Origin of the sequence: Mycobacterium dioxanotrophicus (genome assembly GCF_002157835.1) — a bacterium.
GTDB classification, from domain to species: domain Bacteria; phylum Actinomycetota; class Actinomycetes; order Mycobacteriales; family Mycobacteriaceae; genus Mycobacterium; species Mycobacterium dioxanotrophicus.
Map to the genome: position 1 here is coordinate 1,312,023 of NZ_CP020809.1, position 24,281 is coordinate 1,336,303.

A 24,281-nucleotide genomic window follows, 5' to 3' on the forward strand; every position below is an offset into this window, starting at 1 on the left:
CCTGTGCCTACACATCACCACACCGAAGCCGCGACAACGGTGTTCGCCACCGACGCCGCCACGAATAGGACGAACCTCATTCGAGACGCGCTCGCCGGGATCCTCGTGGTGGCCGGGCTACTGCTGCCCTGGAGCGTCTCCTGCGGGGTAGGGATCGCGGGGACACCGGGCTGGGTGTTCAGCCTGCTGGCCCTCGTGACTGTGCTGTCGCTGGCCGCGGTGGTGTGCAGCCACGTCGGCACTGGGGCTGCGCGGGATCGGCTGCGGTTGCTGCTCAATGTGCCGTATCTGCTTGTGACAGTGGGGTTTGTGGCCGTCACCGTGGTTCAGTCGGTCTCCTATGGGGGTACCGGCACGCTGCCGCCGGGCATCGGCCCGGGCGCGTGGCTGGGAACGGCGGGGGCCTTGCTGGCTGCCCAGCCGAGCATCGCCGGAACCGACGACGAATGGTTCGGCGCCAGGACATCGCGGATCATCGGCGTCGCGTCGGTCGTACTGGCCATCGGGGCGGTGGCGTTCAACCTCTATTGGCGTACCCGATTCGTGGTACCGCAGATCGGCAACGCCGACACCGGGATGCAGAACCTCATCGTGGCCGTGGCCGCGCTGTTCTACGGCCTGGTTGCTCTGGCGCCCATCGTGATTGCCGCGCGCTGGCTCATGTCGGGCACTGCGGCGGCACGCATGGCCACCGTGCTGCTCGGATCGTCGGTCCTGATCAGTGGAGCGCTGGTGTGGATCCTGCCGGTGGGCCGCGACCTCGACGCATTCCACGGGATTGCGCAGAACACCTCTACCGCGGGTGTCGGGTTCGAGGGGTATCTGGCGTGGGCGGCTGCAGCAGCGCTCGTCGGCACAGCCACCGTGCTCGGTGCGTCGGTCTCAGGTGACCAGTGGCGCGGGTCGACGCGAAAGTGCCTGCTGATCATCGCGGTCTGGTGTGGCGGCTCTGCGGTGCTGCGGATCATCGACCTGATGTCGACCTCGGTGCTCGATCTCCCGGCCCCGCCGTACAACAGCACCGCACTGATGGCTTTCGATCTGGTGGTCGCGGTGCTGGCGATGTGGTTGTTCATCAACCACAACTCTTCAAGCGCGGCACCGCGATTGGTGATGCCGCTGCTGTTCGGCATCCTGTTCGTGCTGACGGTATCGCGGGTGATCGTCGGAGTGGCGCTGGTGCCGCGGGTCCAGCCGCTCAACGCCTCCGATATCAACAGCGTGTACGGCAACACCCTGTCCCAGCAGATCACCAGCACCTTCGACGTGGCCCTGTGTGTGCTGGCCCTGGCCCTGCTGGTGATCCCGCTCGTGGCCGGTGCCACGAGCGGGCGCATCCGAAACTTTGAGCAACCGGTCGCGGCCGCCGAACCGCCGGAGCCTGTGGCCGTCGAATCGGCCACCATCCGGATCGCCCGGCCGCAGACCCCCTCGACCGCAACGGATTCAGCGCACGACCGGGTGGCCCAGGTGCTGGCCGAATCGACCAAGCGGTTCGCCGCGGGCACCACTTATGGCGGGGCGCAACGCGCCGACGACTAAGACAGGTCGTTGAGGCTGAGGATGCCGTCTTCGATGGCGCGTGCCAGCAGCGCCGACTTGGTGGGTGCGGGCCGCCCGACGCCGGCATATTTCGCCCGTGCCCGCTGCAGATGGGTGCGCACGGTGGTCGGTGAGATGTAGAGCCGCTTGCCGACGAGTTCCTTGCTCTCGGTTTGGAACCAGGCGATGAGGACTTCTTTTTCGCGCTCCGACAAGCTGATCCGGCCGAGCCGGGTGTCGTTGAGAAGAGCTTTGGCCATCCGGGGAGCCACATAGGGCGTGGTGGACTGTGCGGCGTGGATGGCGTCGATGAGATGACGCTTGCCCTCGGTCTTCGTCAGATAGCTGACGGCGCCGAGGTCCAGTGAGGTCAGGATGACTTCGTCGGCCGTCAGATGTGAATACACCACCACCCGCTGGCCGGATTCGGACAATACCCGCAACGTCTCGAATTCCGGTTTGCCCCCGTCGATCTGGAGATCGAGAAGTACGACGTCGACCGGCTCTGGGGTCTCGGCGGCCTGCGCGAAGTACTCGGCCGGGGTGCTGAAGCAACCCGTCACCTCAATCGGCGGAACCGCGTCCACACACCATGCTTCGATGCCGGCGCGCACCACATCGTGGTCGTCGATCACCGCGACCGTCACGGGATGGGGACCGCTGGTGGGTTGTGGAGTCGTCATCGCTGCGTCGTGCACCGAAACCTCTTTGTGGGCGGGGGATTTGCACGTCAGTCTAATCGATCTATGTTCTTCTCATGGCGGCATCGGACGGGGCGACGACAGAGCTGCAGACCGATGCTCCGCGGCGCCATTTGATGCGCCGCGCCGCCACTGTCGGACTGCTGATGCGCAACTGCGTGGGTTTGGCGGTGGCGCTGGTGGCCCTCGCCGATCCGGCATCCACACGACTGCCGGCCGGCACCTGGGTGCTGGTGATCCTCGCGGTGTGGTCGGCTTACCGCATCACGACCCGTACGCACGGGCGTACCGTCCTCGCCGTCGACTTCCTGCTGGTTCTCGCAGTGTGCGCGGCGATCCCGGTCCTCACCCCCGATCCGCACTTCTACCTGACCAACAGTGCGCCACAGGCGATTGCGGGTACCGCCGTGATCAGCTTCGCGGTTTCGGTACCGGCCCGGATCAGCTTGCCGATCACGCTCGCCGTGGCCGCCGGCTACGCGTGGGGGAGCGCCCACGTCGTGGGGTGGGGCCATGTCACTGCGGTGGCGGCGCTGTACTACTTCGCGCTGCAGTGGTCGACGTCCGTGCTGATCCGTCTGATGGTGCTGCGGGTCGCCGATGCGGTGGGCCAGGCCCGGGCCGGACGTCGGGCAGCCGAACTGGTGCAACAGATCAACGACGCGGTCTGGGAGTTCGACCGTGAGCAATTGGCGTTGCTGCACGATACGGCGGCCTCGACATTGTTGATGGTCGGGCAGGGCGCCGTCGCGTCGCCGGAGCGGCTGTCCGCCCAGGCCCGGCGCGATCTTCAGCTCCTGCAACATGGTCCGTGGATCGCCCCGCCGGAACGCCTCGAACTGGTCGGCGAACTGCGCGACGCGGCCGCGCATCTGGTGACGCCCGTCGAGTTCCACGGGGTCGGGGAACTCTGGCTGGCCGGTGAGACCGGGCGGCTCGTGCTCGCGGCGGCCCGCGAAGTGATGAACAACGTGGACCGGCACGCCGAGGCGAACCTGCTGAGCATCACCGTGTCGCCCGACGCCGTCGTGTGCGTGGACGACGGCATCGGGTTCGACCCCGGCGCTCCGCGCAGCGGCCACGGCGTGACGGATTCGATCATCGACCGGATGGTCCGAGCCGGCGGGCAGGCGCAGATCAGGTCGTCACCGGGAGCGGGTACCTCGGTCGAATTGTCGTGGCCGCACACGTTTCCGGAGGTCGACGCGCACCCGGCGGTGTCCGATCCGGATCGGCTCATCGATCGCGTGCGGATCAGATACGGGTTGGCCCTCACGGGCTACGCCTTGGCGAATCTCGCGTTCGCGGTGCCGCAGGCCGGACTGGCCAGTGGCGGGCGTGCGGTCGACGTCGTTCTCGGCGTGGTCGCTGCCTGCGCAGTGCTGACGGCGGTGCCCGGGATCATGCGTGGTCGCTGGGGTTTCGCGCGACCGGCGATCGGCGCTCTGATGCTCGTGACGGTCCTGCAGCCACTGCTGCTACCGCCGGAACTGGTTGGCGGCTACGCACATTGGGCGCAGAACGCCGTCGGGTGGTGCGCGTTGCCGCTGCTGCTGGGCATGTCGACCGGCCGTGGTGCGGCTGTCCTGGTCGGCTTCTGGACGTTGGGAGCGGCCGCCGAGCTGATCTGCCGACCGGACTGGGCGTTGTTGGTGAACATCGGCCTCGGGACGGCAAGCATCCTCGCGGTCCAGCTGTTCGCCTTGCTGTTCAACGGTCTGGTGCGGGGCGCTGCGGCCCAGGCGCATGCCGAGACCGATGCCCATCACCGGCTCGTCGTGGTGGACCGGGTGAGTAGGGCAGTGCGTGACGAGTATCAGCGGCGCTATGCCAGATTGGTCGACAACGTGCTGCCGTTGCTGCACCAATTGAGCGGGACCGGCAGCGCCGACGCCGCTCTGCAGCGCGCGGCACGCGCCGAATCTCGGCGACTGCGGGCCCTCTTCGACCAGGAGGCGACCTTCGATCACCCGCTCATGCGGCAGGTCCGTCGGCTGGTCGATACCGCGGAGTCGTCCGATACCGACGTGGCGATCGACCTGGGCGGCAGCCTGCCGGTGCTCGATGTCGACGAAATCAGCGCGCTGACAATGCCGTTGGAGCGGATCGTGGGCGCGGCACCCGCGTCGATACGGCTCGTGGTCAACGGCACGGAGTCGGAGGTGAGCGTCAGTATCGTCTGCGAGGGAATGGTCGACGACCCGCATCTGGGACGGGACCTGGAGTCCGCCGGCTGCGCCGAGGTGGTGACCTCAGGTCCGCTGGTGTGGGTGCTGGTCCGCCATGTCCTGGTGCCTGCGTGATGGTCAGGGCGCCCCGAAGATGCTGCGAATCGCGTCGGGATCCCAGTGGTCGGTCGGATTTCCGCCGACGGTTCCGCTGACCGATCCGTGACCGACCGCGATGAGGTCGGACCCGTTCCGGATGACACACACCCAGGCCGTACGCTCGTCGTCGGCGGTGAAAGCCGTTCCGTCATAAGTCTGTTGGGCGAGGGCGAGGACAGCCGCGGCGGCGTCCTCTGCGGACGCCGGGCGTAACGCGTGGACACCGGCTGCCGTCGTGGTGTCGACCACCCAGCCGTCGGGTGTCTGTGCCGCGGTCACCGACGCACCGCCCAGAACGGAATGATCCGACGCCGGTGCGATATACGCGCCGACACGGTGTTCCGAGCCCAGGAATGCCGCGACATCGTCGGCGATCATCTCGTGCGGACGCATGCCGGGGCGGTCCGCGTCGGCGCGGGCCAGCCTGCGCACCATCAGGGAACGCATGCCCCGCATACCGGCCCGTGCCAACTCCTCGGGCGTCGCGGCCACGGTGCTCAACCCGATGGGCCACGGCCGCCCGTCGGCGGCGCAGAGCGCGACGATCTCGTCGTCGGTCAGCAGTGCGGTGTCGTCCACCAGGATCGCCTCTCTACCAGGGAACCAGATTCGAGAACAGTTTCGGCACATACCCGACTACGGCGTCCTTGGCGGCGTCAAACGCCCCGCCGGGATCCGAGGCGATGTAGTCCGTGACGGTCTTGACGCCGCCCGCGCTGAAGTCCGCCTGCGCCGCCTGCTCGGCGACGTCACGCCATTGCGACAGCGCCACTCCCGAGAGATAGCCGACCGGGGTGTCGGTGCTCTTGAGTAGTCCGCTGGCGAGGTCGATCATCGAATCGCCTGCTTCGCCGATCTTCTCCTCGGGCGTCAGCCGGGTATCGCCGGCCAGCCCGAGGGCATCCAACAGCGGAATGGCGCCGATGTCGTCGTACCGGCCGAGCAGAGTTCCCCACGTGATGGGCCACACCGCATTCGAATTGAGGAAATCGCGGATACCGACGAGCGGGTTGAGCGGTTGCTGGTCGAACCCGTCGGGAAGCACCCGCAGCGCCGACTTGGCGATCGTCGATCCCGTTGCGGCGCTGGCATGTTCCTGCTCGCCGGCATTGCGTTCGACGGCCGTCGCGGCGTCCCGCAGTGCGCACGCGACACTGCGCATGCCGGTGCGGGACTGGCCGTGCCACTGCGAGCGGTAGCGCTCCGCATCGGGACCGCGCCAGGGCACCGACGACAGTGCACCCGTCACTGCGGCCGACGCCGCCTCCAGCCGATCGGCCGCTTGCTGCAGCGTCCGTGCCAGGGCGCGCATCTGGTCGACATCGGCACCGACCACTCCCATACGGACCTCCTCGGGCAGGCTGTGTGTGGCACGGGCGATGTCACCCAATCACACCATCTGGCGCCACGATTGGCTGTCAGTCCAACGGATGACAACGGCGAGCCGGCTGCTCACAGATCATCGATGTGGATGAGCCCGTCCTGAATGGCCCGGGCGACCAGGGCGGCCTTGGTCTTCGCCGGCCGCCCGACCGCGGCGTACTTTGCCCGCACCCGCTGCAGGTGGGTGCGGACCGTGGTCGGCGCGATGTGCAACTGGCGGGCGACCGCTTCCTTGCTTTCGGTGTGGAACCAGGCGACGAGCACCTCGACTTCGCGGGGTGCCAGCTCTGGTTGCACGGCGGGTGTCATATCGGGAACAGACAAATCCGTGACACCTCTCAACCTGAAACTTCGTTCTATCGTCCGTTCGGACGACAGGAAAAGCAGGTGGTCTTGACACCTATTTGCCAGACTTGGAGTTCGCGAAACGTCAATAACTGAGAACTTCAGGCAAGATCTTGCCGGGCATAGGAAAATTGAGTATGGACCGCAGTCCTCGAATCCTGGTGGCATCGCCGCTGGCTCGCATCATCACGCCGGCGTTGGCCAACGCATTCCCCGGCAGTGCGGTGGAAGAGGCGTTGGACCGTGACGATGTCCGCCGACAGGTTGCCGGCCGGGTCCGCTTCGACGTCGTGATCGCCGATCTGGTGTGGAATCACCCCGATCTGGAGTACAGCTTTGACGGCCTCGATGTGCTCGACATCCTGCGGGCCGCGGACCGTCCGGCACCGGTGATCCTGGCGACCCAGGGACACACCATCGAACTCGACCTGCTCGACGAAGCCAGGCTGCGCCCCGAGATCGCCGCCGTGTTTCCCAAGTCTGTTGGTACTGCTGAGCTTTCTACGCTGGTCCGCGACGCCGCGGTGGGCCGACGACACATCGCGGCGGTGCCTGCGTCGCGGAAACCTCCTCTGTACGAGGCATTCCGCAGCCGCAAAGGGCAGACGGCCGGAAGGCTGGCAGGAGCGATCGCTGCGGGGCGGGCCACCGACGGCGTCACTCTTGCCGCCGCTGCGGGCGTCGCGGTCAACACCGCGAACAAGGTCACCGCCCACTATCTCGGGCCGATCATCGTGCAGCGTGGTGAGCATGATCCGGACCTGCCGTTGACCCTGGCCGCCGTCTACCGGTGGTGCGGCCTGCATGCCCGCTACATCGTGAGCTGGTGCAGGCGCAACGGTCACGCCGACGTGCTGAGATCGCCGAATGTCGATTCATAGCAACGAGATTGACGCGGCGAGTCACCTACTTGGCGAGGCGGGACTGCTCGGCCCGCACCAGTTGATCCTGATGGGGTGGGGCCTCGTCGCGGCTCTGCGCGAGGCGGCGGATCGGCTCGTCGATGCTGCTTCTGGCCAGCAGCCGGTACACCCGGATGGTGGGGAGCTCGCTGATCCGCTGGGTGCGTCCGATGATCTGGCGTTCCAGCTGTGGGCGCCACTGCGGTTCGGTGAGGATCACGACGAGCGGCGCCGGAACCTTGCGCAGGTCAAGTGCTCCGCAATCGACGTGGGCCAGCAGCGTGGCAGGCCCGTGGTGGGCGGCGAACTCGGCGACCACCGCCCGCGGATCGGGCACCGTGTCGTCGAGCGGGCCGAAGACGTTGCTGGGCAGGGCTTTCCGAATCACCTCGAGGACAGGGCTGAACTGGGAGAACACCACCACCCGGGCGCCGTTGATGTGCGCCTCGGCGGTCAACTCGATCAGGCGGTCGAGCTTGGCGGCCGGCTCGGGGGACCCGGACGGCCATGCGCCCTGCCGGATCGCGGTGAAGTTACCGCTGCCGACCGCGCGCCGATAACGTTCCCGGTCGGACCGCCCGAACCTGACCCATTCCTCGGTCGAGACGCGCAGCGGAAGTTCGTCGATCACGTCACGGAAGTCACGGCGCAGATAGACGCGGTCCACCGTGCGGCGGAATCCGATCGACCCCCGCATGCCGGCGTTGGGCGCCACGGTTCCGGCCACCTCTGGTTGCAGGTAGTCGACCAGGTTGCGGAAACCGTCGATGCGGCTGTGCATCGGAATTCCCGTCAGGAACATGATGCGGTTGTCCGACGTCAGCACATTGCGCACCGCGCGGGCCCGGTCCGATTTCGGATCGCGCAGCAGATGCGCCTCGTCGACGATCACCAGACCGGGGCGCACCCGAAGCGTGATCCGGACCAGCGTGGCGAAGGTGACGATGGCGACCCCGCCCTTGGCCTCCCACTCGGCCAGTCGTTCCTCACTCTGGCTGCCGCGGATCTCGATCGGCGTCAAGGTGGTGTGCTTGACGGTTTCGTTGACCCAGTGGATGGCGAGGTTGGCCGGGCAGATCACCAGCACGTGCCGCATCTTCTCGGCCGCCGCCAGATGCGCGGCAACCGCCAGGGCCTGCAGCGTCTTGCCCAGCCCGAGCTCGTCACAGAGCAGGACACGTTGACGTGCCAGCGCGTACTGCGCGCCGAACGCCTGATACCCGCGCAGCGGGGTACGCAGCAGCGACCGGTCGAGCGACACATGCTCGGCCTGCGCCGTGACGTCGGCGCCGACGAATCCCTGCTGGGCATCCACAATGGTCGTCCCCGAGGCGAATTCGCCGAGCAGCGTGTCGACGCCGGTGGGGTCACGGCGGTATTCGGCCCACACGTCGGACGCGGGTTGGCGGGCTTCTTCGATGCGGTCGATCAGTTCGGTGACCTTGGCGACCGCAGGATCGGGAGCGTCGGGGTCGGCGGGCGTGGGCGGGGCGGCCGCGGCGCGGGTGCGCAGCCGCGGCAACAACCGCCGCAGCTGCTTGACGGAGGTGTCGGCCTTGCTCAGCGCGAGCAGGTTGCCGACCAGTTCGATATCGCGCTCGGGGGTCAACCGCGGCCGCACGCCGCCGCGGAGGTGGTCGGTCTTGGCTTGGGCGGCGGCCTGCACGGCCTGCGCGGTGGCGATGTCGACGCCCGGCACCTGGGTGAGTGCGCGGGCCGGGACCGCCTGGATGTCGGCGACGGTGCGGTACTGCGGCGAGTTGGCCAGACCGCCGAGTCGGGCCCCACGCGTGAGATAGGCGCGCACGCTGTCGACGGGTGCTGACTGCAGGGATTTGGCGACGATAGCGTCGGTGCTGGCCCGGATGTTCGCGGCGACCTCGGCCCGGAGTTTGCCGATGTCGGCGAGGATGCCGTCGGCGCGGTTGACCAGTTCGGTGAGGTCGGCGCGCTCCATGACTGTCGATCATCCCACTTCACTGTCGTGTCGCGTGCGCCGATTCCGCTCCGTCTACCGTGAAGGAATGGACGAGGACCCCTCGGCCACCGATGCCGCCACCGAGCGGCGGTATCGCGAGCTGGCCCGCAACCCGTTGCTGCCCCGCAGTCAGGTCGAGGAGCTGGTGGTCGAATTCGACCGGCTGCTGGCGATTGCCGCGCCGCCGGAGGGCTTTCCCGAGCTTTCGATGTCGGAAACGTCGAGGACAGCGACGTGCGCGCGGCGGGGTTTGGTGAAGGGGCTGGCCGACCGTGACGCGGGGGACCGTGCCGAGCCGCGTCGCGAACAGCTCGCCGAACGCGTGATCGCGGCGCTGACGACGGTGACCGACTGCATCGACGGCATGCAGACGCTGGAATCCGACAAGCTCGACGCGGAGGCGACGGCCACCGCGGACGGTTTCATCGTGACGGCCGGTGGGGGTGTGGCCGTCGGATCCGACACGCAGGGTGCCCCGGATAGCCAAGCCGTCGCGCGCGCCCGCCACGAGCACCGCATCGTGTCGACCGTTGCCGAGATGGACCGGCTGCAGTTGCGGACGGTCGACATCATCCGCGAGCAGTTGGATGTCGGCGAGACCGGGATCCCGTGGACGCTCATGGAGTGTGCGCGCGCCGGTCTGGACCTCAGCGGCAGCTTCGAGGCCAGTGCGCAGCTGCCCGATTCCCCGCTGCGGGATCTGATGGAACGGCTCGCCGCCGACATGCACCGCGCCAACGCCGCGGTCCGCGGTGAAACCCGCTAGATCATGTCGTTCTGGGTGAGCCAGCGCATCACCGGCCACCCCACGAAGACGGGCAGCCAGCACGTCAACACCCGGTAGAGCAGCACCGCGGGGACGGCGATGGCGGCAGGCAAACCGAATGCGGCCAGACCACCGATCAGGGCGGCTTCGACCGCGCCGACACCACCGGGAGTCGGGGCTGCCGACGCCAGCGTCCCTCCGATCATCGTGACGACCGTGACGGTGACGAACGAGGTGGTGCCGCCGAACGCCTCGACGCTGGCCCACAGCGCCAGCGCCGCACCGAGCGTCGTTCCCGCCGCGCCCAACACGATGAGGCCGAGCCGTTTGGGCTCCTTGGCGAGATCGACGAGATCGTCGGTCACCTCTTGGAGCCGCGGCCGCACGGCCGTCGCGAGCCAGTGCCGCAGTTTCGGAACTGCCAGGAACCCACCGATCAAACCGAGCGCCAGACCCGCGATCAGATACAGCACAGTCGCCGACGGGACGAAGTGCGACAGATCCGCCCGGGCGCCCGCGGCGGTGGTGAACAGGATCAGCAGCAGCACGTGCACGATCACCTGCACGGTCTGCTGCAGGGCCACCGCGGCCGTCGCGCGCATGGTGCTCAGCCCGGCCTTCTGCAGGAAGCGCGTGCTCAGGGCGAGACCACCCACGCCTGCCGGGGTCGTGGTGGCGGCAAAGGTGTTGGCCACCTGCATGATCGCCAGGTGCCGGAAGCTGACCAGTCCGTCGGCGCACGCCCACAGCGCGGCGGCGGCTCCGACGTAGGTCAGCGCCGAAACCGTCAGGCCCAGCAGCGCCCACGACCAGTTCGCGGTGCCCAGCTCGGAGAAGAACGTCGGCACGGTGCTGATGAACGGGTAGGCCACGTAGACCAGCGCGACCAGCAGCACCAGCTGGATCACCTGGTTGCGGGTGAACCGCGTGATGGTCTCGGCCTGGATCTGGTCGGCGCCGGTCTGGTGCTTCACCTCGTCGCGGGCCCGGGACATCACTGCCTTCGCGTCGGGCACGGCATCGCGGACCCGTCCGGGCACCGCGGTCTTGGTCAGCCGCCCGGACGCGGTCAGCACGGTCTCGCGGCCGAACGCCTCGATCGCCGCGCGCACCGCTGACGGTGCGTCGTACAGCGCGGACGTGGTCACCAGCAGCTGCGCGATATCGGACTGCAGCTGGGTGTCGGTGGCGCCGTATTCGGCGCTGCCGAATCCGCCGAAGAGCACCGCGCCGTCCTCGACGGTGATCTCACGGCTGCGTAGGTCGCCGTGCGAGATCTGGTGGTCGTGCAGCATGCGCAACGCGTTCCATACCTTCTGTACGCCGGCGTCGTCGGTGCACCCGCCCAACGGCTGACCACGCTTGGGGTTGTGGGCGTACAACGTCCAGCCGCGTTCCAGCGCAGCCACCGACATCGTCGACGTGCTCGCCAGCCCGAGGTCGCCGATGGCGATGGCCATCAGTGCGCGGTGCTCCACGGCCCGCCGCATCGACGTCTGCAACGGAGCGGTTTCGTTGGCGCGCAACCGAAGCTTGCTCCACAGTTGCCGCACGGCGCCGCCGCTGCGCTGGTTGGGTCCGTAGAGCTCGACCACCGCCGTCGCGGCGGGATCCGGCGATGCCGCGTTGAGCAGCAGCGGCCCGGCGCCGGCCGGACGCAACACCGTGAACGAGGACACTGTGAAACCGCGGTGGGCCAAGGCGCGCACGGCGCCGTCGAGCGGCACTTCGAGTGCGGGCGTGCCGACGACGAGGACCACCAGCGCGCCGACGAACCAGCCGACCGCCAAGCCGAGCAGGGTCCGCGCCGGCACCACGGCGCTGACCACCAGATGGATCGGCACGAACGCCAGCAGCAGCGTCCACCACCAGCGGCGCAGCCGACGCGAGAGCCACGGGCCCGACACGGTGAGCACCGCTGCGAGCATGGCGATCCAGCGGGGATCGTCGAGGAACTGGGAGAGCTGGGTGTCGAGCCGGTCGGTCAGGTCGAAATGCCATTGCGGAGCGGCGATGCCGTTGCCGGTGATCGACAGCGACAGGATCGCGATGAGACCGGCTGCCGCATAGGCGCCGAGCAGTTTCCACTGCCGCGACAGGACGAGGCTGACGAGGATCACGAACGGCAGGGCCAGGATTGCGATGCCGTAGGCCAGGTACACCAGGTTGGACTGGGTGGGCGTCAGAACGCCGACGATCTTGGAGATCGACCGCTCGAGGGCCACCCATTCGTAGCGGGTGATCAGCGAGCTGGTGATGACCGTCGCGAGGAACAGTGTCGCCATTGCCAGGCGCAGGATGTCGTTGGTACGCCGGGTCAGCGGTTGCAGCAGGCTGCCGGTGACGGTGATATCCCGTCCGTCAACGCGCATGTTCCCCCTTTCGCGGCCCGCGACAAAGGTAACCGGCTGTGTCGTCGATACCGGTCATTGGCCGTGATCCTCACTTGCGGTTTGCCTGCGCAGCGCGCTGGGGAGTGCTATGAGAGGATGCGCGTATTGACGCACCGGCGTGACGAATCCGCTTGGCGCACAGCACACCGAACTCATTGGAGCCTTAGATGCGTGCCCGTCGAATACCCGAACCTCTTGTCGCCGCCGTCCTTGTGCTCGGCACCGTGCTGGCCACGCTGGCCGTGATCGGTGCGCTGGCGGGTGCCACCCGGTGGCCGACCGCGGCCGTGATCGGCGTCGGCCTCGTCGTCGGCGTCGTGTTCGGGGTCGCGAGTTGGGCGGTCGCGGGCGGACGCACCGCCGTGGCCGGACGCTGGGTTGTCGCCGTGGCGGTCGGTGCGGTGGTCGGCGAGCTCGCGGCCATGGTTGTGTTCGGCGGCTCGATCGATCGCGTGCTGGCCGAGCAGGCGTCGGCCGCGCCGACTGTCACCGCGGCCGCCGCCGAGCTCGATCAGGCACGGGCGGCCCGCACCAAGCTCGATGACGCCGTCACGCAGGCGGCCCAGCGGCGCGACGAGGCGCTGGTGGTGGCGCGCTGCGAATTCAACCCGTCCCCGCAGTGCCCGCAGGTCCGCATCACCGGAGTACCGGGCGCCGGGCCCGAGACCCGCACCGCAGACGATTTCCTGGCAGACACCCAGCGGGATCTGGATACCGCGATCGCCGACCGGGACGGCCGCGCCGCCGCGCTGGACGCGCAGATCTCCGCCGGGCAGCAGACGCTCGAGCAGGCCCGGGAGGCGGCGAGGGCCGGCGGGCTGGGTGCGCGGTGGCTCGCGATGAACAGCTACACCTTCGGGCATCCGGGTGCGCTTGCGCTGCGGCTGCTAGTGGTCGGGTTTTTCGTGCTGCTGAGCGCGTTGCCGTTGATCCTGCGGTTGTGGCGCGGGGAGACGACGCCGGAGCGCGCCGACGATGCCCGCGCCGAGCAGGCACGCGCCGAGCTCGACGCCGACACCGCGATCGCCGTCAAACGTGCGCAGGTGCGGGCGACGATCGACGAAATGTGGGCCGAGCAAGAGCTGACCCGCGCGCAGCTGGCCATCGAGGCGCAGAACGAGATCGATCGCGAACAGCAGCGCCGCCGCGTCATCGCGGCGCTGGACGCACCGATGCCCGAGCCGCTGCAGGCGCAGGTGCCCCCGCGGCCCGTCACGGCTCACCGACCGGTCGAGGAGCCGCGGCCCGAGCTGATCGAGGCCGAACCGGTCGCCGATCTGTACCTGCCGATCGCCGCCGCGGCCGAGGCGGCGAGCTTCGCGGCGCAGACGCCCGAGCGGGACAACCTCCCGGTCCAGGCTCAATCGGGACAACTCGACAGGGCCGGCGAGGCGGCCCAGCCCAAGCGAGGCCCCGCCCTTCCCGGTATCCCGAACATTCCCGTCATCCCCGACGTCACCAAGGCCGCCGTGCGGTGGCTGCGGCCGTTCGTGCCGCCGATCGTCGCCGGTGCCATCGACAACGCCACCAAGCCCATCCGGCAGGTCTTCGAGGAAACCGAGGAAATCCACCTCACCGTCAAACGCACGCACAAGGTGACCGTCGAGACCGAGGCGCAATCGGCTCCGACCCCGGCGTCCGCAGTCGCCGCCGAGGACTTGGCGGGTGCCTGGCCCACGCACGTCCCGAGCGGTCGCATCGAATCCCAGCGGGGTCCGGCAGTGGGCGACGGGCACGAACGCGGCCAGCTATCTGATTCGCGGGGCCCGCGGCAATTACCACCGGCGTAAGCCGCCCCGGAGACACATGCGCCCTCGGTGATGTAACTTCGATCGACACATCGGCGCAGGGGGCCTGCGCCGAGAGGGAAAGCGGTGGAGACGACACCCTTTGGCCACTATCAGCTGCGGAAGCTGATCGGCCGCGGCGGTATGGGCGAGGTCTACGAGGCCTTCGACACCAACACCGATCGCGTCGTCGCGCTCAAAGTACTGCCGGCGCATCTGGCCCAGGACGCCTCATTCCAGGAGCGCTTCCGCAAAGAATCGCACGCCGCGGCCGGCGTCAACGATCCCCATGTGGTGCCCATCCACGGCTTCGGCGAGATCGACGGCCGGCTGTATCTGGACATGCGCCTGATCGAGGGCCGCAACCTCGGGGCCATCCTGGCCAAGGCCGAACAACCGCTGAAACCGGCCTTCGCGGTGAGTCTCGTCGAGCAGGTTGCCGACGCCCTCGACGCCGCTCACCATGCGGGCCTGATCCATCGGGACGTCAAACCGTCGAACATCCTCATCACCGATCATGACTTCGTATATCTGATCGACTTCGGCCTGGCCCGCATGGCGGGCGAGGCCGGCATGACGACGGCAGGCAACACCCTGGGCACGCTGGCCTACATGGCGCCCGAGCGGTTCGAGTCGGCGGGCAAGACCGATCCGCGGTCGGACGTCTACGCGCTGGCGTGTGTGCTCTATGAATGCCTGACGGGCGCGCGGCCCTATCCGGTCGACAGCCTCGAACAGCAGATCGCCGGGCACATGGTGCAGCCGGTGCCGCGGCCGTCGGCCACCGACCCCCGCCTGGCGGCGTTCGACGACGTCATCGCCAAGGGCATGGCCAAGAAGCCGGACAAGCGGTATCAGACTGCGGGGGAACTGGCCGTCGCCGCCCGCGCTGCGCTCAGCGTCCCGGTGCGTATCACGGGCCGCTCCGGGCGCCATTCGGCCCAGCGGGTGAAGGCGAGGCCACGGGTCCGGTTGCCGCGCAAAGCACTTGCCATCGGGACGGCGACGGTGGTGGTGGCTGCCGTCTGTGCGGTCGGGGTGTGGCAGTTGCGCGGCGGCGACCGCGGGCCAGGGCTGGCCGACACGTCGTCGGCGGCCGGCCGGGTTGCTGAACCGTCCGGTGCGGTCCCGGAGATCGCCGCGACGGTGCCGCAGCAGATCCGCGACACCGGACGCCTGGTTATCGGCGTCAACGTGCCGTACGCACCGCTGGAGTTCAAGAACTCTGGCGGTGACCTGATCGGCTTCGACGTCGACCTGATGAAAGCGATGACGCGCGTCCTCGGGTTGGTGCCCGACTTCCGGGAGACGGGTTTCGACGGCGTCCTGCCTTCGGTGCGGGACGGCAATTTCAACGTCGGGATGGCGGCGATGACCGATACCGCCGAGCGGGAACGGCAGGCCGACTTCGTCACCTATCTGAACGCGGGCACGCTGTGGGCGCAGCGCACCGGGTCGAGCGTGGACCCGACGGCGGCGTGCGGTCTGCGAGTGGCGGTGAAGTACGGCACGATTCAGGACACCAAGGAAATCCCGGCCAAGAGTGACACCTGTGTGGCGGCGGGCCTGTCGCCGATCCAGAAGGTGCAACTGACCCGTCAGGACGAGGTCACCGCCGCACTGGTCGCCGGGGACGCCGACGCGATGACGGCGGATTCGCCGGTGACGGGGTTCGCGATCAAGCTCAGCGGCGGTGCCCTGCAGCCTGCCGGTGAGGTCTTCGACTCCGCGCCGTACGGCTGGCCGGTGGCCAAGGGTTCTGCGCTTGCCGAATCGTTACGGCAGGCCTTGGAGCAGATCATCGCGACCGGTGAATACCGCACCATCGTGAGCAAGTGGGGCCTGGACAAGGGCATGATCGATCATCCGGTGATCAACGGCGCCCTGCACTGACGTTCAGAGAGAGTTGCGGCCGCCGATGGTCTTGGCCAACTGCACGACCTGGTTGTCGGTCACGTCGGTGCCACTGATCCGCACGTCGACGACGACGTTGTCGGCGACCATGATCGCGCGCCGGTCGCCGTACCCGGGATAGTCCGGCCGTTCGTCGTGCGTCACGTCGACGCCGTCGATCCGTGCGGGAGCCGCCATGACGTATTGATAGGACTTGCTGCTGCCGCCCTCGGTCATGGACAGCGTGTCGCCCGCGCACTGCCGCCACAGCCCGACCGTCTTCGCCGCGACAGCGCGGGCGGCGGCAGGGGTGTCGAACATCGCGACCGCCTGGTCGATTTCCACACTGTCGGTGTCGTCGGCGAACTGGTTTTCGCGGAAGTTCGTGTACCCGGTGCCCTGGTACACCGAATCCATCGCGTTGCCGATGACGGGCACGCATTCCGGGCGCGACGCACGTTCGCCGGCATCGAGCTTGGCGGGTTGACGCAACGCCGTCTTCGACCGCAGGCCCGTGGTGCTCATGATGGTGTTGAGTTCGGATTCACTGGCCAGCATGCTGCCCAGGACGTCGACCTGAGGGGTGGCCACGTCGTGCACGGTGCGGGTGCACCCGGTCACCGCCAGCAGTCCGGCCAGAATCAGCATCGCACCGGCTTTGCTCATGAGCCCCCCTTCGGGTCCGGTGCTGATCCTAATCCCGCATCGCGGCCCGGCCCGGCGGCAATTTTCGCGTCAGACCAGTTCGGTGCCCGGTGCCGGTGGAGGCACCACACCGCAGGCCGCGGCGAACTGCACGGGGTTGAGCCCGTCGGCGGAATTCATGTCGCAACTCCCGAAAGGCGGTGCGCCCTCGGGCAATCCACCGCCGAAGCCGCTGCCGTCGGTGTACTGGTGGGCGACCTTGCCGGGATACGGCGGGTTGCTGCCGTAGGCAGCGATGATGAGGCGCAGGCCGGTCGGCTTGCTGCGCCACATGGCGTTGAGGTCGTAGATATTGCCGTACCCGATGATCCGGGCCGGATTTCCGGCGTAGTCGGCGAGGTTCCAGTACAGCTGGTTGATCCAGGAGGATCCGTCGCCCGTCGGGTTGCCGCCCTGTTCGACGTCGAGCATGAGTGCGACGCGGGGATGCAGCCCACCGTTGGCGTCGATCATGGTCCGCACGGTGTTGGCATTGGCCTGCCAATTGGGCCTGCAGTAGGTGTAGACGATGCCGAACACCAATTTGCCGTCGTCGAGCGCCTTGCGCATCCAGGCATAGTTGGCGGCGAAATTATGGTCGCGGTAGGTGCCGTCACTGACCCGGATCGACAGCACCGCGTACGGATAGCTGTCGTCGACCACCCGCTGAAACTCCGAGACGTCGGCAAAAAGGGTGTCGGTGACCGGCACAACCGCGGCGGTCAATTCTTCCTGTGGAGATTTGCGGCGGCGCGGATGAGTCGAGCGCGACTGTCGTTCGGCGGGCGACCGGCCCGAGACCATCTGTTTCGCCACTCCGCTCGTCATGCTTCCGCCACTGTCCACGTGGCCCAAACCGGGCCGCTACCACCAGGGTAGGTCGGAAATCCTGACGATGCACAGCCGCTACGCCTTGGCGTCGGCCTGCCGGTTGGCGAACACGAACTGGTACACGATGCCGCCGAGAGCGCCGCCGACGAGCGGTGCCAGCCAGAACACCCACAGCTGCGCAGGGGCACCGTTGCCGTTGAAGAACGCCACACCCGTCGAGCGCGCCGGGTTCACCGAGGTATTGCTGATCGGGATCGCAACGAGGTGGATGAGGGTGAGCGACAAGCCGATTGCCAGCGGTCCGAAGCCTTTCGGCGCCCTGTCGTCCGTCGCGCCCAGGATCACGATGAGGAAGAACGCCGTCAGCACGATTTCGGTGATCAGCACCGCCGCCAGTGAGTAGTGGCCGGGGGAGTGGGCGCCGTAGCCGTTGGCCGCCATGTTCCCGGTCGCGGTGAAACCCGGCTGGCCCTTGGCGATGACGAGTAGGAGCAGGCCGGCGATGAGGCCACCGACCACCTGCGCGATCCAGTAGCCGGGCAGGTCTTTCCACGGCAGCCGGCCGCCGACCGCCGCGCCCAGGGTGACCGCGGGGTTGAAGTGACCACCCGAGATGTGACCGACGGCGTACGCCATGGTCACCACGGTGAGCCCGAAAGCCAGTGCGACACCGAGAAATCCGATGCCCAGCTGATAGACGTTGCTGCCGTCTGCATCCTGGGCAATCTGTTTGGCGGCGAAAATCGCGCTGCCACAGCCACCGAAAACCAACCAGAAAGTTCCGAAGAGTTCAGCCCCGAGTTTGGAGATGAGTGAACTGTTCACGTGTTGTCCCCCTGTTCAACGAATGACCATTGACGAAAGGGTAAGGCCACGAAAGGAATTTACGATACCTGTTTATTATTTCGTTGCCGTACGTTGACTTTGAATTCCGATTGCTTACGGTTCGCCGCCGTCGGTGATTGCATTGGGCGCCAGTCCGCTTCCGGACATGAATTGCAGCAACGCATTGATCGCGACTTTCGCCGCGGTCAACTGCATGACTCGAGCCGACTTGGGGTCGTTGAACGGTTCGAGCCGGTTGATCACCGCGGAGACCTGGCTTTCGAAGTCGGTGACCTGATACCAGAGCCTGCTGTCATAGCCGAGATCCAGCAGTTTGCGGGCATGCTCGGCGGCCACCCGCATCATGAGTTTGTCGAGATTCGGTGCGGTTTCGGCGGATCCGTGCCCACTGGCCAGGGCGGCCGCCGTCGTCGCGGCGCCGGTACCGGCCAGACCGCTCACCATCGCCAAACCGCCCACCATGCCGCCGGGACCGAATGCGGCCAGTCCGCCGGCGACTGCGGCCGCGCCGAACGCACCGGCCGGGCCGCCACGGCCAACCCGACCGGCCCGGCCGCGATCAGCGCCACCCCGGCCGCGGCCGTGAGGACCCGGCCCCACGGCACCCCGCTCTTACCGCTCACCGCGGCCTGCACGTCCTTGATCGCGGTGGCCACGGTCTTGCCGACGTCGCGGCGGAAGCCGAGCGCCTCGGCGATGTCCTCCAGCGCCTTGATCGGGGCGTCGCCGGTGTCGATCTCGTAGGGCGTGACGCAGTTGGTCAGGGCCAGCACCACGAGTTCGCCGATCGCCTCGTGCAGTTCCCATCGGTGCGGCAGGGCCGGCAGCCTCCCGGCGGCGAGTTCCTGGAGTTCCGGGGCGAGCAGCTGCCCGCCGGCCGCCTGCTGGGCAAGCTGGGCGGCCAGGTCGTCGCGCAGGATCTGCAGCGTCGCGCGATACCGGTCGGCACGCTCGGAATCCCTGATGTGCCGCGCGACAGCCTCACCGAAATGCTGCACCAACAGTGCCGATGCCTCGGCTTCACTCATCCGCACCGCGATGTCGGTGCCTGTCGCGGCGGCCGGTTCCGCCTGCGGGTAGAGCGCGTCGGCGACCAGCCCGGCGACCGCGGGATCACCCAGATACGTGTCGGCCTGGTGCCCGCGCACAGTCAGCATGAAATCCTGTGCGCCGGGAAAGGTCGATGCCAAACCCCTTCCGCCCGTGACGATGTCACGCACGTTGAGGAAGTTCGACCAGTCGTCGACGCGGCTGTAGGGAAACCGTTTGAGCAGCCGCTCGCTGCCCTCGTGCAGGGCGCGGATGCCGGCCGGGCTGCCGATGGTGATGAATCGCCGCACATGCAACTGCTCGGGCAGGTGGTCGAGCAAATCGATCGCGATGACGCTGCCGAGGCTGTGGCCGATCAGCACGACCTCGCCGTCGTCGGGCAGGGCGTTGATGATGCGCAGCATGATCGCCGCACGCAGCCCATCACTGCCGATGTAGCGGCGGACCTGGTCGAGGTCGTACATGGACAGGTAGTCGACGACGGCGCCGGGTGCGGCGTTCCACACCGGGTCGGGGATCAGGTTGAACCCGTAGGTGCGCACCCCGAACTCTCGGCGCAGCAGGCGTTGCACCCGCGCCTGGCGGCGCTCGAACTCTCGGCGGGCCAGTGCGTCGTCCTTGGCCTTGTAGGTGATGGCCGGGAGCTTGGCGGAGATGCCGTCGGTCTTGAGCAGGTCGGCGTAGCGCGGTGCGAGCACGTCGGCGCGGTCGACCGGGTCGAACCCCGCCTGGGTCAGGCCCCGGTTGAGGCCGTCGAGCCAGTCGTAGTCGCGGTTTCCGTCTCCGATGCCGTGCAGGAAGACGACGTGCATTGTTCAGCTCCTGATCGCGGTGTGGTGTCGCCACCACGTTAGTGATCGGTAAGGGCCTGGCGCTGGCTACGATCAACCAACTTTGGACGGCTGAGGAGAGCGATATGGCGCGGATGCACGTGACGGGTCTGCTCGCGGCGGCCGCCGCAGCATGTGTGGTGCTGGCCGGCTGCGGCAGCAGCGATTCCTCGGGCGCGCCCAGTTCGACGCCCGCAGCCGCCGGGCCGGAGCGGGTGGTGCTGAAACCCGTTGACGCCAAGGGCAACATGCAGAGCGGCTGGTCGCAGGACGAGAGCCACCGCGACACCCCTGTCGACTGCTGGGGCTCGTCGCCGTATGACGTCGGCACCGGGATCCGCTGGTGCGGCGGCACCGCGGACTCGGGCGATGCCTGCTGGCCGACCGAAAACGGCACGGCGGTGCTGTGTCTGGCCGATCCGTTCAGCACCACGCTCTATCTCCGCAACGCCACGGGATTGGGCGACCCGACCGAGCCGCGCAGCGGTGACGCCGTCCCGATGGCGCTGGCACTCGATGACGGGACCCAGTGCCGTGCCGTGATCGGCGGAGCCTGGGGTCAGCGCGGCGCTCCGGCCTACACCTGCGGCAAAGGGCCTGCTCTGATGGGCATCTGGGGAACGTCACCCGACGACGCGTCAGGAATCCACCGCGGGCCCGACGGCTGGACCGTCGAGGTCGGCACCGAGACGGGCACACCGACCAAACACACCGTCGCCAAGGCCTATTACGTCGGCATGGCCTAGGCACTTTCTCCCGCCACCTCCTCCCGCGCACCTTCCTCCCGCGCACCTTCCTCTCGCGAGCAGACACTCAGGTACCCCGACACGCCGCGTTTCGCGTACCCATGTGTCTGTTCGCGCAAGGTTCGGCGCCTTCCCCCGATCGGGGGACAGCGGGTTCACCTGATGCGTGGGCCGGTCGGCCGATACTGACGCGTGTCGCAGTGGGGCATTCTTTTCTCAACACCGGATCACACCGGACGAGAACTTCAAAAGCCCACTGAGACAAAGGAACCGATCATGAGCCTCTCCTGCCGCATCGCCGCCGGATACGCCGCTGGTGTCACCCTCGTCGCCGCTCCGGTCCTCATCTTTCTCGGCGCTGCCTCCGCCCGCGCCGACGTCGCGCCCGTCAACACCGGTCCGTCGGTGAGCCATCACGAGACCTTCCCCGGCCAGCACAATTTCCCGCAGCCGGCCACCGCCGCGCATCATCACCACCAGAACCACCACGCCTGATCGGCGTTGCCCGAGGAGCCCGGACAGTGTCCGGGCTCTTCACTTGTGCGGATCACCCCTTGGGCAGGGTTCGCCGCGCCTGCAGGGTCACACCGGGCACGGTGTTGGCCAGGTCGGGCCGGCTCTTGGCGAAGCCGCGAATCGCGCGATAGAACGCCCACAGCTGCCGCGGCGTGGGCATGGGCGGCACCCAGGCCAGCTCCCAGTGGATGCCGTTGATCGGGTCGTCGAAGAACACGCCGTAGTAGCCGGGCCAGTACTGGGGATACTCCTTGGGCTCATCGGTGACCGGGATTGCGCGTGGGATCAGGAACTCGCGATGAAAGCGGTCGATCTCCTTGCGGCCGCGGGCCCACAACGCGATGTGGTTGATGCCTACGGCCTGGTCGGTGTGGGTCAGTTTTTCGCCGGTCCGGGCCGGCTGGATGCCGATATAGCTGTGTGGATTGACGAACCGCGTCATGTAGTAGATCGACTGATATTCCATGTTCAAGCTCGAAAAGCTGTGATAGCCGAGCCATCCGAACATCGCGTCGTAGAACTCGATCGACGCGTCGTAATCCAGTACCGCGAACTCCACGTGACTGACACCCCGCCAGCGCATCGCCCCTCCTCGCACGTCGACTCCTTAGACATTCGCACAAACTTGCCGGTTCAGGATGTGCCTCGATGCGGCTGGTGCGCAGCCACGGCGTTCGTCAGGATTGGGCCACTTCGGCTCAAGGAGGAAATGTGGCGCTTGGAAGCCCAGAGAGTGTTGCCGACGACCCGGTGACGCCGTCGCGCACAACCGGCCACGATGTCCTGAATCGCGGCTTCGGCTTCCGCGCCGCGTTGTCGCTGGCGTTCGCCGACATCTCGCCGATTGTGGCGCTGTACGCGATCTTCGCGCTCGGCCTCTTCGCTGCCGGCCCGCGGTTCTTCTGGGCCTTCCCGATCGTGCTGTGCGGCCAGTTGCTCGTCGCGTTGGTCTTCGGTGAGCTGGCCTCGCGTTTTCCATATGCCGGCAGCGTCTATCAGTGGGCGCGGCACGCCAAGGGCACGACCTGGGGCTGGACGGCAGCGTGGGCCTACATCTGGGGCCTCACCCTGACCCTCTCCACGATGGCCTATGCCGCAGCGGGATTCATCCTCGAGGTGTTCGGAGTCGAGTCGCCCAGCCGCTGGCTGCTTGCTGCCGTCTCGATCGGCGTCATCTGCTTCACCACGGCCGCCAATATGATCGGCCGCCAGGTGCTCAAGGTCATGATTGTCGCGAGCATCATCTGCGAGATCGTCGGCTCGGTCGGGCTGGGCACCGTGCTGTTGCTCTTCCATCGCGTCAACCCGGTGTCGACCCTTTTCCAGGGCCTTCCCGACGGGTCCGGAAGCACGTTGAGCACCATGCTCGTCGCGGTGGCCTTCGTGGGCTGGGCCTTCCTCGGCTTCGAGTCGGCGGGGTCGATCGCCGAGGAGGTGGAAAACCCCGAGCGCAACGTGCCGAAGGCCATCGTCTTCGCGCTGCTGCTGGTCGGCATCATCGTGATGTACTCCGCGGCTGCCGTCATCCTCGCGATCCCTGATCTCTCGGCAGTGCTCAGCGAGCAGAGCGGCGATCCGGTGTCGGCGACCCTGACGGCGCAGCTCGGCTCGTCGATCGCCAAGCCGCTGCTGCTGATGTTCGTCATCGGCTTCATGTCCGCGTGCCTGGCGGTGCAGTCGGCGGTGTCGCGGGCCGTGTACGGGATGGCGCGCGACCGCGCGCTGCCCGGCGCCGCATTCCTGTCGAAGCTGGGCGGTCCCGAGCGGATGCCGATTCGGGCGATCGGGCTGACCGCGGTGGTCGCCGCGTTCTTCCTGCTGTTCGCCGGCTCTGACCTGTACAACGTCCTGGTCAACTTCTCGGTGATGGGTCCCTACATCGCGTTTGCCGTTCCGGTCTTCGCCGCCGCGCTGACCCGGCTGGCTGGGCGCTGGGTTCCCGGCGTCTTCACGCTGGGACGCTGGGGCGCGCCGGTGACCTACGCGGCGGCCGCGTGGCTGGCCTTTGAGGTGCTCAATGTGCTGTGGCCGCGCACGCAGCCAGGACAGCCGTGGTTCGTCAACTGGAGCATGGTCATCTCCCTGGTGAGCCTGGGCATCCTGGGCGTGGCCGTGTACGTGAAGTGCCGCGACCGCATCACGGTTCCGGTCGGGGAACGCGTCGACGCCGCAGGGCCCGACGAGTCATAACCGCACGCAACAAAGAGCCCGGGCACCTGCCCGGGCTCCTTGTCATTGACGGGCGCCGGTTTCTCTCGCGAGCAGTCACTCAGGTCCGCGACACGCCGCGTTTGGCGTACCTGAGTGTCTGCTCGCGAGGGTTTGGTGGCTTCCCCCGATCGGGGGACGGCGGGTTCAGCTGGTGTGGGGGCTGGTCGGCCGATACTGACGCGTGTCGCAGTGGGGCATTGTTATCTCAACACCGGATCACACCGGATGAGAACTTCAAAAGCCCGCTGAAACAAAGGATTTGATCATGTCGATCTCTCGCCGTATCGCCGCTGGTTTCGCTCTGGCTGCCGCTCCTGCGATCATCGCGCTGGGTGCCGCCGCCGCCAGTCAGGCCGAGACCTCGGCGGTCAACACCGGTCCGTCGGTGAGCCATCACGAGGCGTTCCCGGGCCAGCACAATTTCCCGCAGCCGGCCACCGCCGCGCATCACCACCACCAGAACCACCACGCCTGATCGGCGTTGCCCGAGGAGCCCGGACAGTGTCCGGGCTCTTCTCATTCCGCCTGGGGCGAATCCGAGGAGATCCCC

Annotated in this window: 21 protein-coding genes and 1 pseudogene; 10 read left to right on the forward strand and 12 right to left on the reverse strand. The window is 67.7% G+C overall.

Going from position 1 to position 24,281, the window contains the following annotated elements; all coding sequences use genetic code 11:
• Positions 1-3: 3 nt before the first annotated feature.
• Positions 4-1,542, forward strand: coding sequence for a DUF7937 domain-containing protein (locus BTO20_RS06430; RefSeq protein WP_232491065.1), 1,539 nt, complete (start codon positions 4-6; stop codon positions 1,540-1,542).
• Here the strand turns inward: BTO20_RS06430 and BTO20_RS06435 are convergent.
• The gene (locus BTO20_RS06435; RefSeq protein ID WP_087081704.1) at positions 1,539-2,225 is read right to left on the reverse strand and encodes a response regulator transcription factor; all 687 of its coding nucleotides are present in this window, start codon (positions 2,223-2,225) and stop codon (positions 1,539-1,541) included. The genes BTO20_RS06430 and BTO20_RS06435 overlap by 4 nt on opposite strands.
• A gap of 74 nt (positions 2,226-2,299) precedes the next feature.
• Between BTO20_RS06435 and BTO20_RS06440 the strand changes: the two genes are divergently transcribed.
• Entirely contained in the window at positions 2,300-4,546 is a 2,247-nt protein-coding gene (locus tag BTO20_RS06440) for a sensor histidine kinase (RefSeq protein WP_087074345.1), read from the forward strand.
• Between the two features lie 3 nt (positions 4,547-4,549).
• On the opposite strand, the gene BTO20_RS06445 is transcribed toward BTO20_RS06440, so the two are convergent.
• The 3 genes and pseudogenes from BTO20_RS06445 to BTO20_RS06455 form a co-directional block, all read right to left on the reverse strand.
• Positions 4,550-5,149, reverse strand: a complete 600-nt coding sequence (locus BTO20_RS06445) for a hypothetical protein (protein WP_087074347.1) — start codon at positions 5,147-5,149, stop codon at positions 4,550-4,552.
• A 13-nt stretch (positions 5,150-5,162) separates the two neighbouring features.
• Entirely contained in the window at positions 5,163-5,912 is a 750-nt protein-coding gene (locus tag BTO20_RS06450; protein ID WP_157680149.1) for a WXG100 family type VII secretion target, read from the reverse strand.
• A gap of 110 nt (positions 5,913-6,022) precedes the next feature.
• Positions 6,023-6,247: pseudogene (locus BTO20_RS06455) on the reverse strand (LuxR C-terminal-related transcriptional regulator); the annotation flags it as partial.
• A gap of 188 nt (positions 6,248-6,435) precedes the next feature.
• Here BTO20_RS06455 and BTO20_RS06460 point away from each other — a divergent pair.
• The gene (locus tag BTO20_RS06460) at positions 6,436-7,179 is read left to right on the forward strand and encodes an MSMEG_1198 family transcriptional regulator (RefSeq protein WP_087074351.1); all 744 of its coding nucleotides are present in this window, start codon (positions 6,436-6,438) and stop codon (positions 7,177-7,179) included.
• A 25-nt stretch (positions 7,180-7,204) separates the two neighbouring features.
• On the opposite strand, the gene BTO20_RS06465 is transcribed toward BTO20_RS06460, so the two are convergent.
• Positions 7,205-9,157, reverse strand: a complete 1,953-nt coding sequence (locus BTO20_RS06465) for an SNF2-related protein (RefSeq protein WP_087074353.1) — start codon at positions 9,155-9,157, stop codon at positions 7,205-7,207.
• Between the two features lie 67 nt (positions 9,158-9,224).
• On the opposite strand from BTO20_RS06465, the gene BTO20_RS06470 reads away from it, so the two are divergent.
• Positions 9,225-9,944, forward strand: coding sequence for a hypothetical protein (locus tag BTO20_RS06470; RefSeq protein WP_157680150.1), 720 nt, complete (start codon positions 9,225-9,227; stop codon positions 9,942-9,944).
• Here BTO20_RS06470 and BTO20_RS06475 read toward each other — a convergent pair.
• Positions 9,941-12,316: a lysylphosphatidylglycerol synthase transmembrane domain-containing protein gene (locus BTO20_RS06475; RefSeq protein ID WP_087074357.1), complete on the reverse strand. Its 2,376-nt coding sequence runs from the start codon at positions 12,314-12,316 to the stop codon at positions 9,941-9,943. The genes BTO20_RS06470 and BTO20_RS06475 overlap by 4 nt on opposite strands.
• A gap of 188 nt (positions 12,317-12,504) precedes the next feature.
• Here BTO20_RS06475 and BTO20_RS06480 point away from each other — a divergent pair, with 188 nt between their 5' ends.
• Together BTO20_RS06480 and stpK7 are read left to right on the forward strand one after the other, a co-directional pair.
• Positions 12,505-14,127 (forward strand): DUF4407 domain-containing protein, encoded by a 1,623-nt coding sequence (locus tag BTO20_RS06480; RefSeq protein ID WP_087074359.1) that lies wholly within the window; start codon positions 12,505-12,507, stop codon positions 14,125-14,127.
• A gap of 84 nt (positions 14,128-14,211) precedes the next feature.
• Complete coding sequence (gene stpK7 / locus BTO20_RS06485) at positions 14,212-16,017, forward strand: serine/threonine protein kinase StpK7 (RefSeq protein WP_087074361.1); 1,806 nt, start codon at positions 14,212-14,214, stop codon at positions 16,015-16,017.
• 3 nt (positions 16,018-16,020) lie between these two features.
• On the opposite strand, the gene BTO20_RS06490 is transcribed toward stpK7, so the two are convergent.
• The 5 genes from BTO20_RS06490 to BTO20_RS06510 all read right to left on the reverse strand — a co-directional run bounded on the left by BTO20_RS06490 (position 16,021) and on the right by BTO20_RS06510 (position 20,240).
• Entirely contained in the window at positions 16,021-16,683 is a 663-nt protein-coding gene (locus BTO20_RS06490; RefSeq protein WP_087074362.1) for a sensor domain-containing protein, read from the reverse strand.
• Positions 16,684-16,752: 69 nt separating this feature from the next.
• A complete protein-coding gene (locus tag BTO20_RS06495) occupies positions 16,753-17,529 on the reverse strand; it encodes a glycoside hydrolase family 25 domain-containing protein (RefSeq protein ID WP_232491066.1) in 777 nt (258 codons plus the stop codon).
• Positions 17,530-17,607: 78 nt separating this feature from the next.
• A complete protein-coding gene (gene aqpZ / locus BTO20_RS06500; protein WP_087074364.1) occupies positions 17,608-18,357 on the reverse strand; it encodes an aquaporin Z in 750 nt (249 codons plus the stop codon).
• Positions 18,358-18,471: 114 nt separating this feature from the next.
• A complete protein-coding gene (locus BTO20_RS06505) occupies positions 18,472-18,828 on the reverse strand; it encodes a hypothetical protein (protein WP_157680151.1) in 357 nt (118 codons plus the stop codon).
• The gene (locus BTO20_RS06510) at positions 18,816-20,240 is read right to left on the reverse strand and encodes a lipase family protein (RefSeq protein ID WP_087074368.1); all 1,425 of its coding nucleotides are present in this window, start codon (positions 20,238-20,240) and stop codon (positions 18,816-18,818) included. Before BTO20_RS06510 ends, BTO20_RS06505 begins: the two co-directional genes overlap by 13 nt.
• 104 nt (positions 20,241-20,344) lie before the next feature.
• Between BTO20_RS06510 and BTO20_RS06515 the strand changes: the two genes are divergently transcribed.
• Both BTO20_RS06515 and BTO20_RS06520 read left to right on the forward strand, forming a co-directional pair.
• Entirely contained in the window at positions 20,345-21,004 is a 660-nt protein-coding gene (locus BTO20_RS06515) for a hypothetical protein (protein WP_087074370.1), read from the forward strand.
• A gap of 276 nt (positions 21,005-21,280) precedes the next feature.
• The gene (locus BTO20_RS06520) at positions 21,281-21,499 is read left to right on the forward strand and encodes a hypothetical protein (RefSeq protein WP_087074372.1); all 219 of its coding nucleotides are present in this window, start codon (positions 21,281-21,283) and stop codon (positions 21,497-21,499) included.
• Between the two features lie 52 nt (positions 21,500-21,551).
• On the opposite strand, the gene BTO20_RS06525 is transcribed toward BTO20_RS06520, so the two are convergent.
• The gene (locus BTO20_RS06525; protein WP_087074374.1) at positions 21,552-22,103 is read right to left on the reverse strand and encodes a VOC family protein; all 552 of its coding nucleotides are present in this window, start codon (positions 22,101-22,103) and stop codon (positions 21,552-21,554) included.
• A 128-nt stretch (positions 22,104-22,231) separates the two neighbouring features.
• Here BTO20_RS06525 and BTO20_RS06530 point away from each other — a divergent pair, with 128 nt between their 5' ends.
• Positions 22,232-23,710: an amino acid permease gene (locus BTO20_RS06530; RefSeq protein ID WP_232491067.1), complete on the forward strand. Its 1,479-nt coding sequence runs from the start codon at positions 22,232-22,234 to the stop codon at positions 23,708-23,710.
• Between the two features lie 286 nt (positions 23,711-23,996).
• The gene (locus BTO20_RS06535) at positions 23,997-24,206 is read left to right on the forward strand and encodes a hypothetical protein (RefSeq protein WP_087074378.1); all 210 of its coding nucleotides are present in this window, start codon (positions 23,997-23,999) and stop codon (positions 24,204-24,206) included.
• Positions 24,207-24,281 lie beyond the last annotated feature (75 nt).

What these genes read in the sequence shown, in the direction of transcription:
- BTO20_RS06475 (WP_087074357.1), bottom strand. Translation starts at nt 12,316, where the DNA reads ATGCGCGTTGACGGACGGGATATCACCGTCACCGGCAGCCTGCTGCAA.
- BTO20_RS06460 (WP_087074351.1), top strand. Translation starts at nt 6,436, where the DNA reads ATGGACCGCAGTCCTCGAATCCTGGTGGCATCGCCGCTGGCTCGCATC.
- BTO20_RS06435 (WP_087081704.1), bottom strand. Translation starts at nt 2,225, where the DNA reads ATGACGACTCCACAACCCACCAGCGGTCCCCATCCCGTGACGGTCGCG.
- BTO20_RS06520 (WP_087074372.1), top strand. Translation starts at nt 21,281, where the DNA reads ATGAGCCTCTCCTGCCGCATCGCCGCCGGATACGCCGCTGGTGTCACC.
- BTO20_RS06470 (WP_157680150.1), top strand. Translation starts at nt 9,225, where the DNA reads ATGGACGAGGACCCCTCGGCCACCGATGCCGCCACCGAGCGGCGGTAT.
- BTO20_RS06465 (WP_087074353.1), bottom strand. Translation starts at nt 9,157, where the DNA reads ATGGAGCGCGCCGACCTCACCGAACTGGTCAACCGCGCCGACGGCATC.
- BTO20_RS06450 (WP_157680149.1), bottom strand. Translation starts at nt 5,912, where the DNA reads ATGGGAGTGGTCGGTGCCGATGTCGACCAGATGCGCGCCCTGGCACGG.
- BTO20_RS06535 (WP_087074378.1), top strand. Translation starts at nt 23,997, where the DNA reads ATGTCGATCTCTCGCCGTATCGCCGCTGGTTTCGCTCTGGCTGCCGCT.
- BTO20_RS06515 (WP_087074370.1), top strand. Translation starts at nt 20,345, where the DNA reads ATGGCGCGGATGCACGTGACGGGTCTGCTCGCGGCGGCCGCCGCAGCA.
- BTO20_RS06440 (WP_087074345.1), top strand. Translation starts at nt 2,300, where the DNA reads ATGGCGGCATCGGACGGGGCGACGACAGAGCTGCAGACCGATGCTCCG.
- BTO20_RS06525 (WP_087074374.1), bottom strand. Translation starts at nt 22,103, where the DNA reads ATGCGCTGGCGGGGTGTCAGTCACGTGGAGTTCGCGGTACTGGATTAC.
- BTO20_RS06495 (WP_232491066.1), bottom strand. Translation starts at nt 17,529, where the DNA reads ATGACGAGCGGAGTGGCGAAACAGATGGTCTCGGGCCGGTCGCCCGCC.
- BTO20_RS06510 (WP_087074368.1), bottom strand. Translation starts at nt 20,240, where the DNA reads ATGCACGTCGTCTTCCTGCACGGCATCGGAGACGGAAACCGCGACTAC.
- BTO20_RS06490 (WP_087074362.1), bottom strand. Translation starts at nt 16,683, where the DNA reads ATGAGCAAAGCCGGTGCGATGCTGATTCTGGCCGGACTGCTGGCGGTG.
- BTO20_RS06480 (WP_087074359.1), top strand. Translation starts at nt 12,505, where the DNA reads ATGCGTGCCCGTCGAATACCCGAACCTCTTGTCGCCGCCGTCCTTGTG.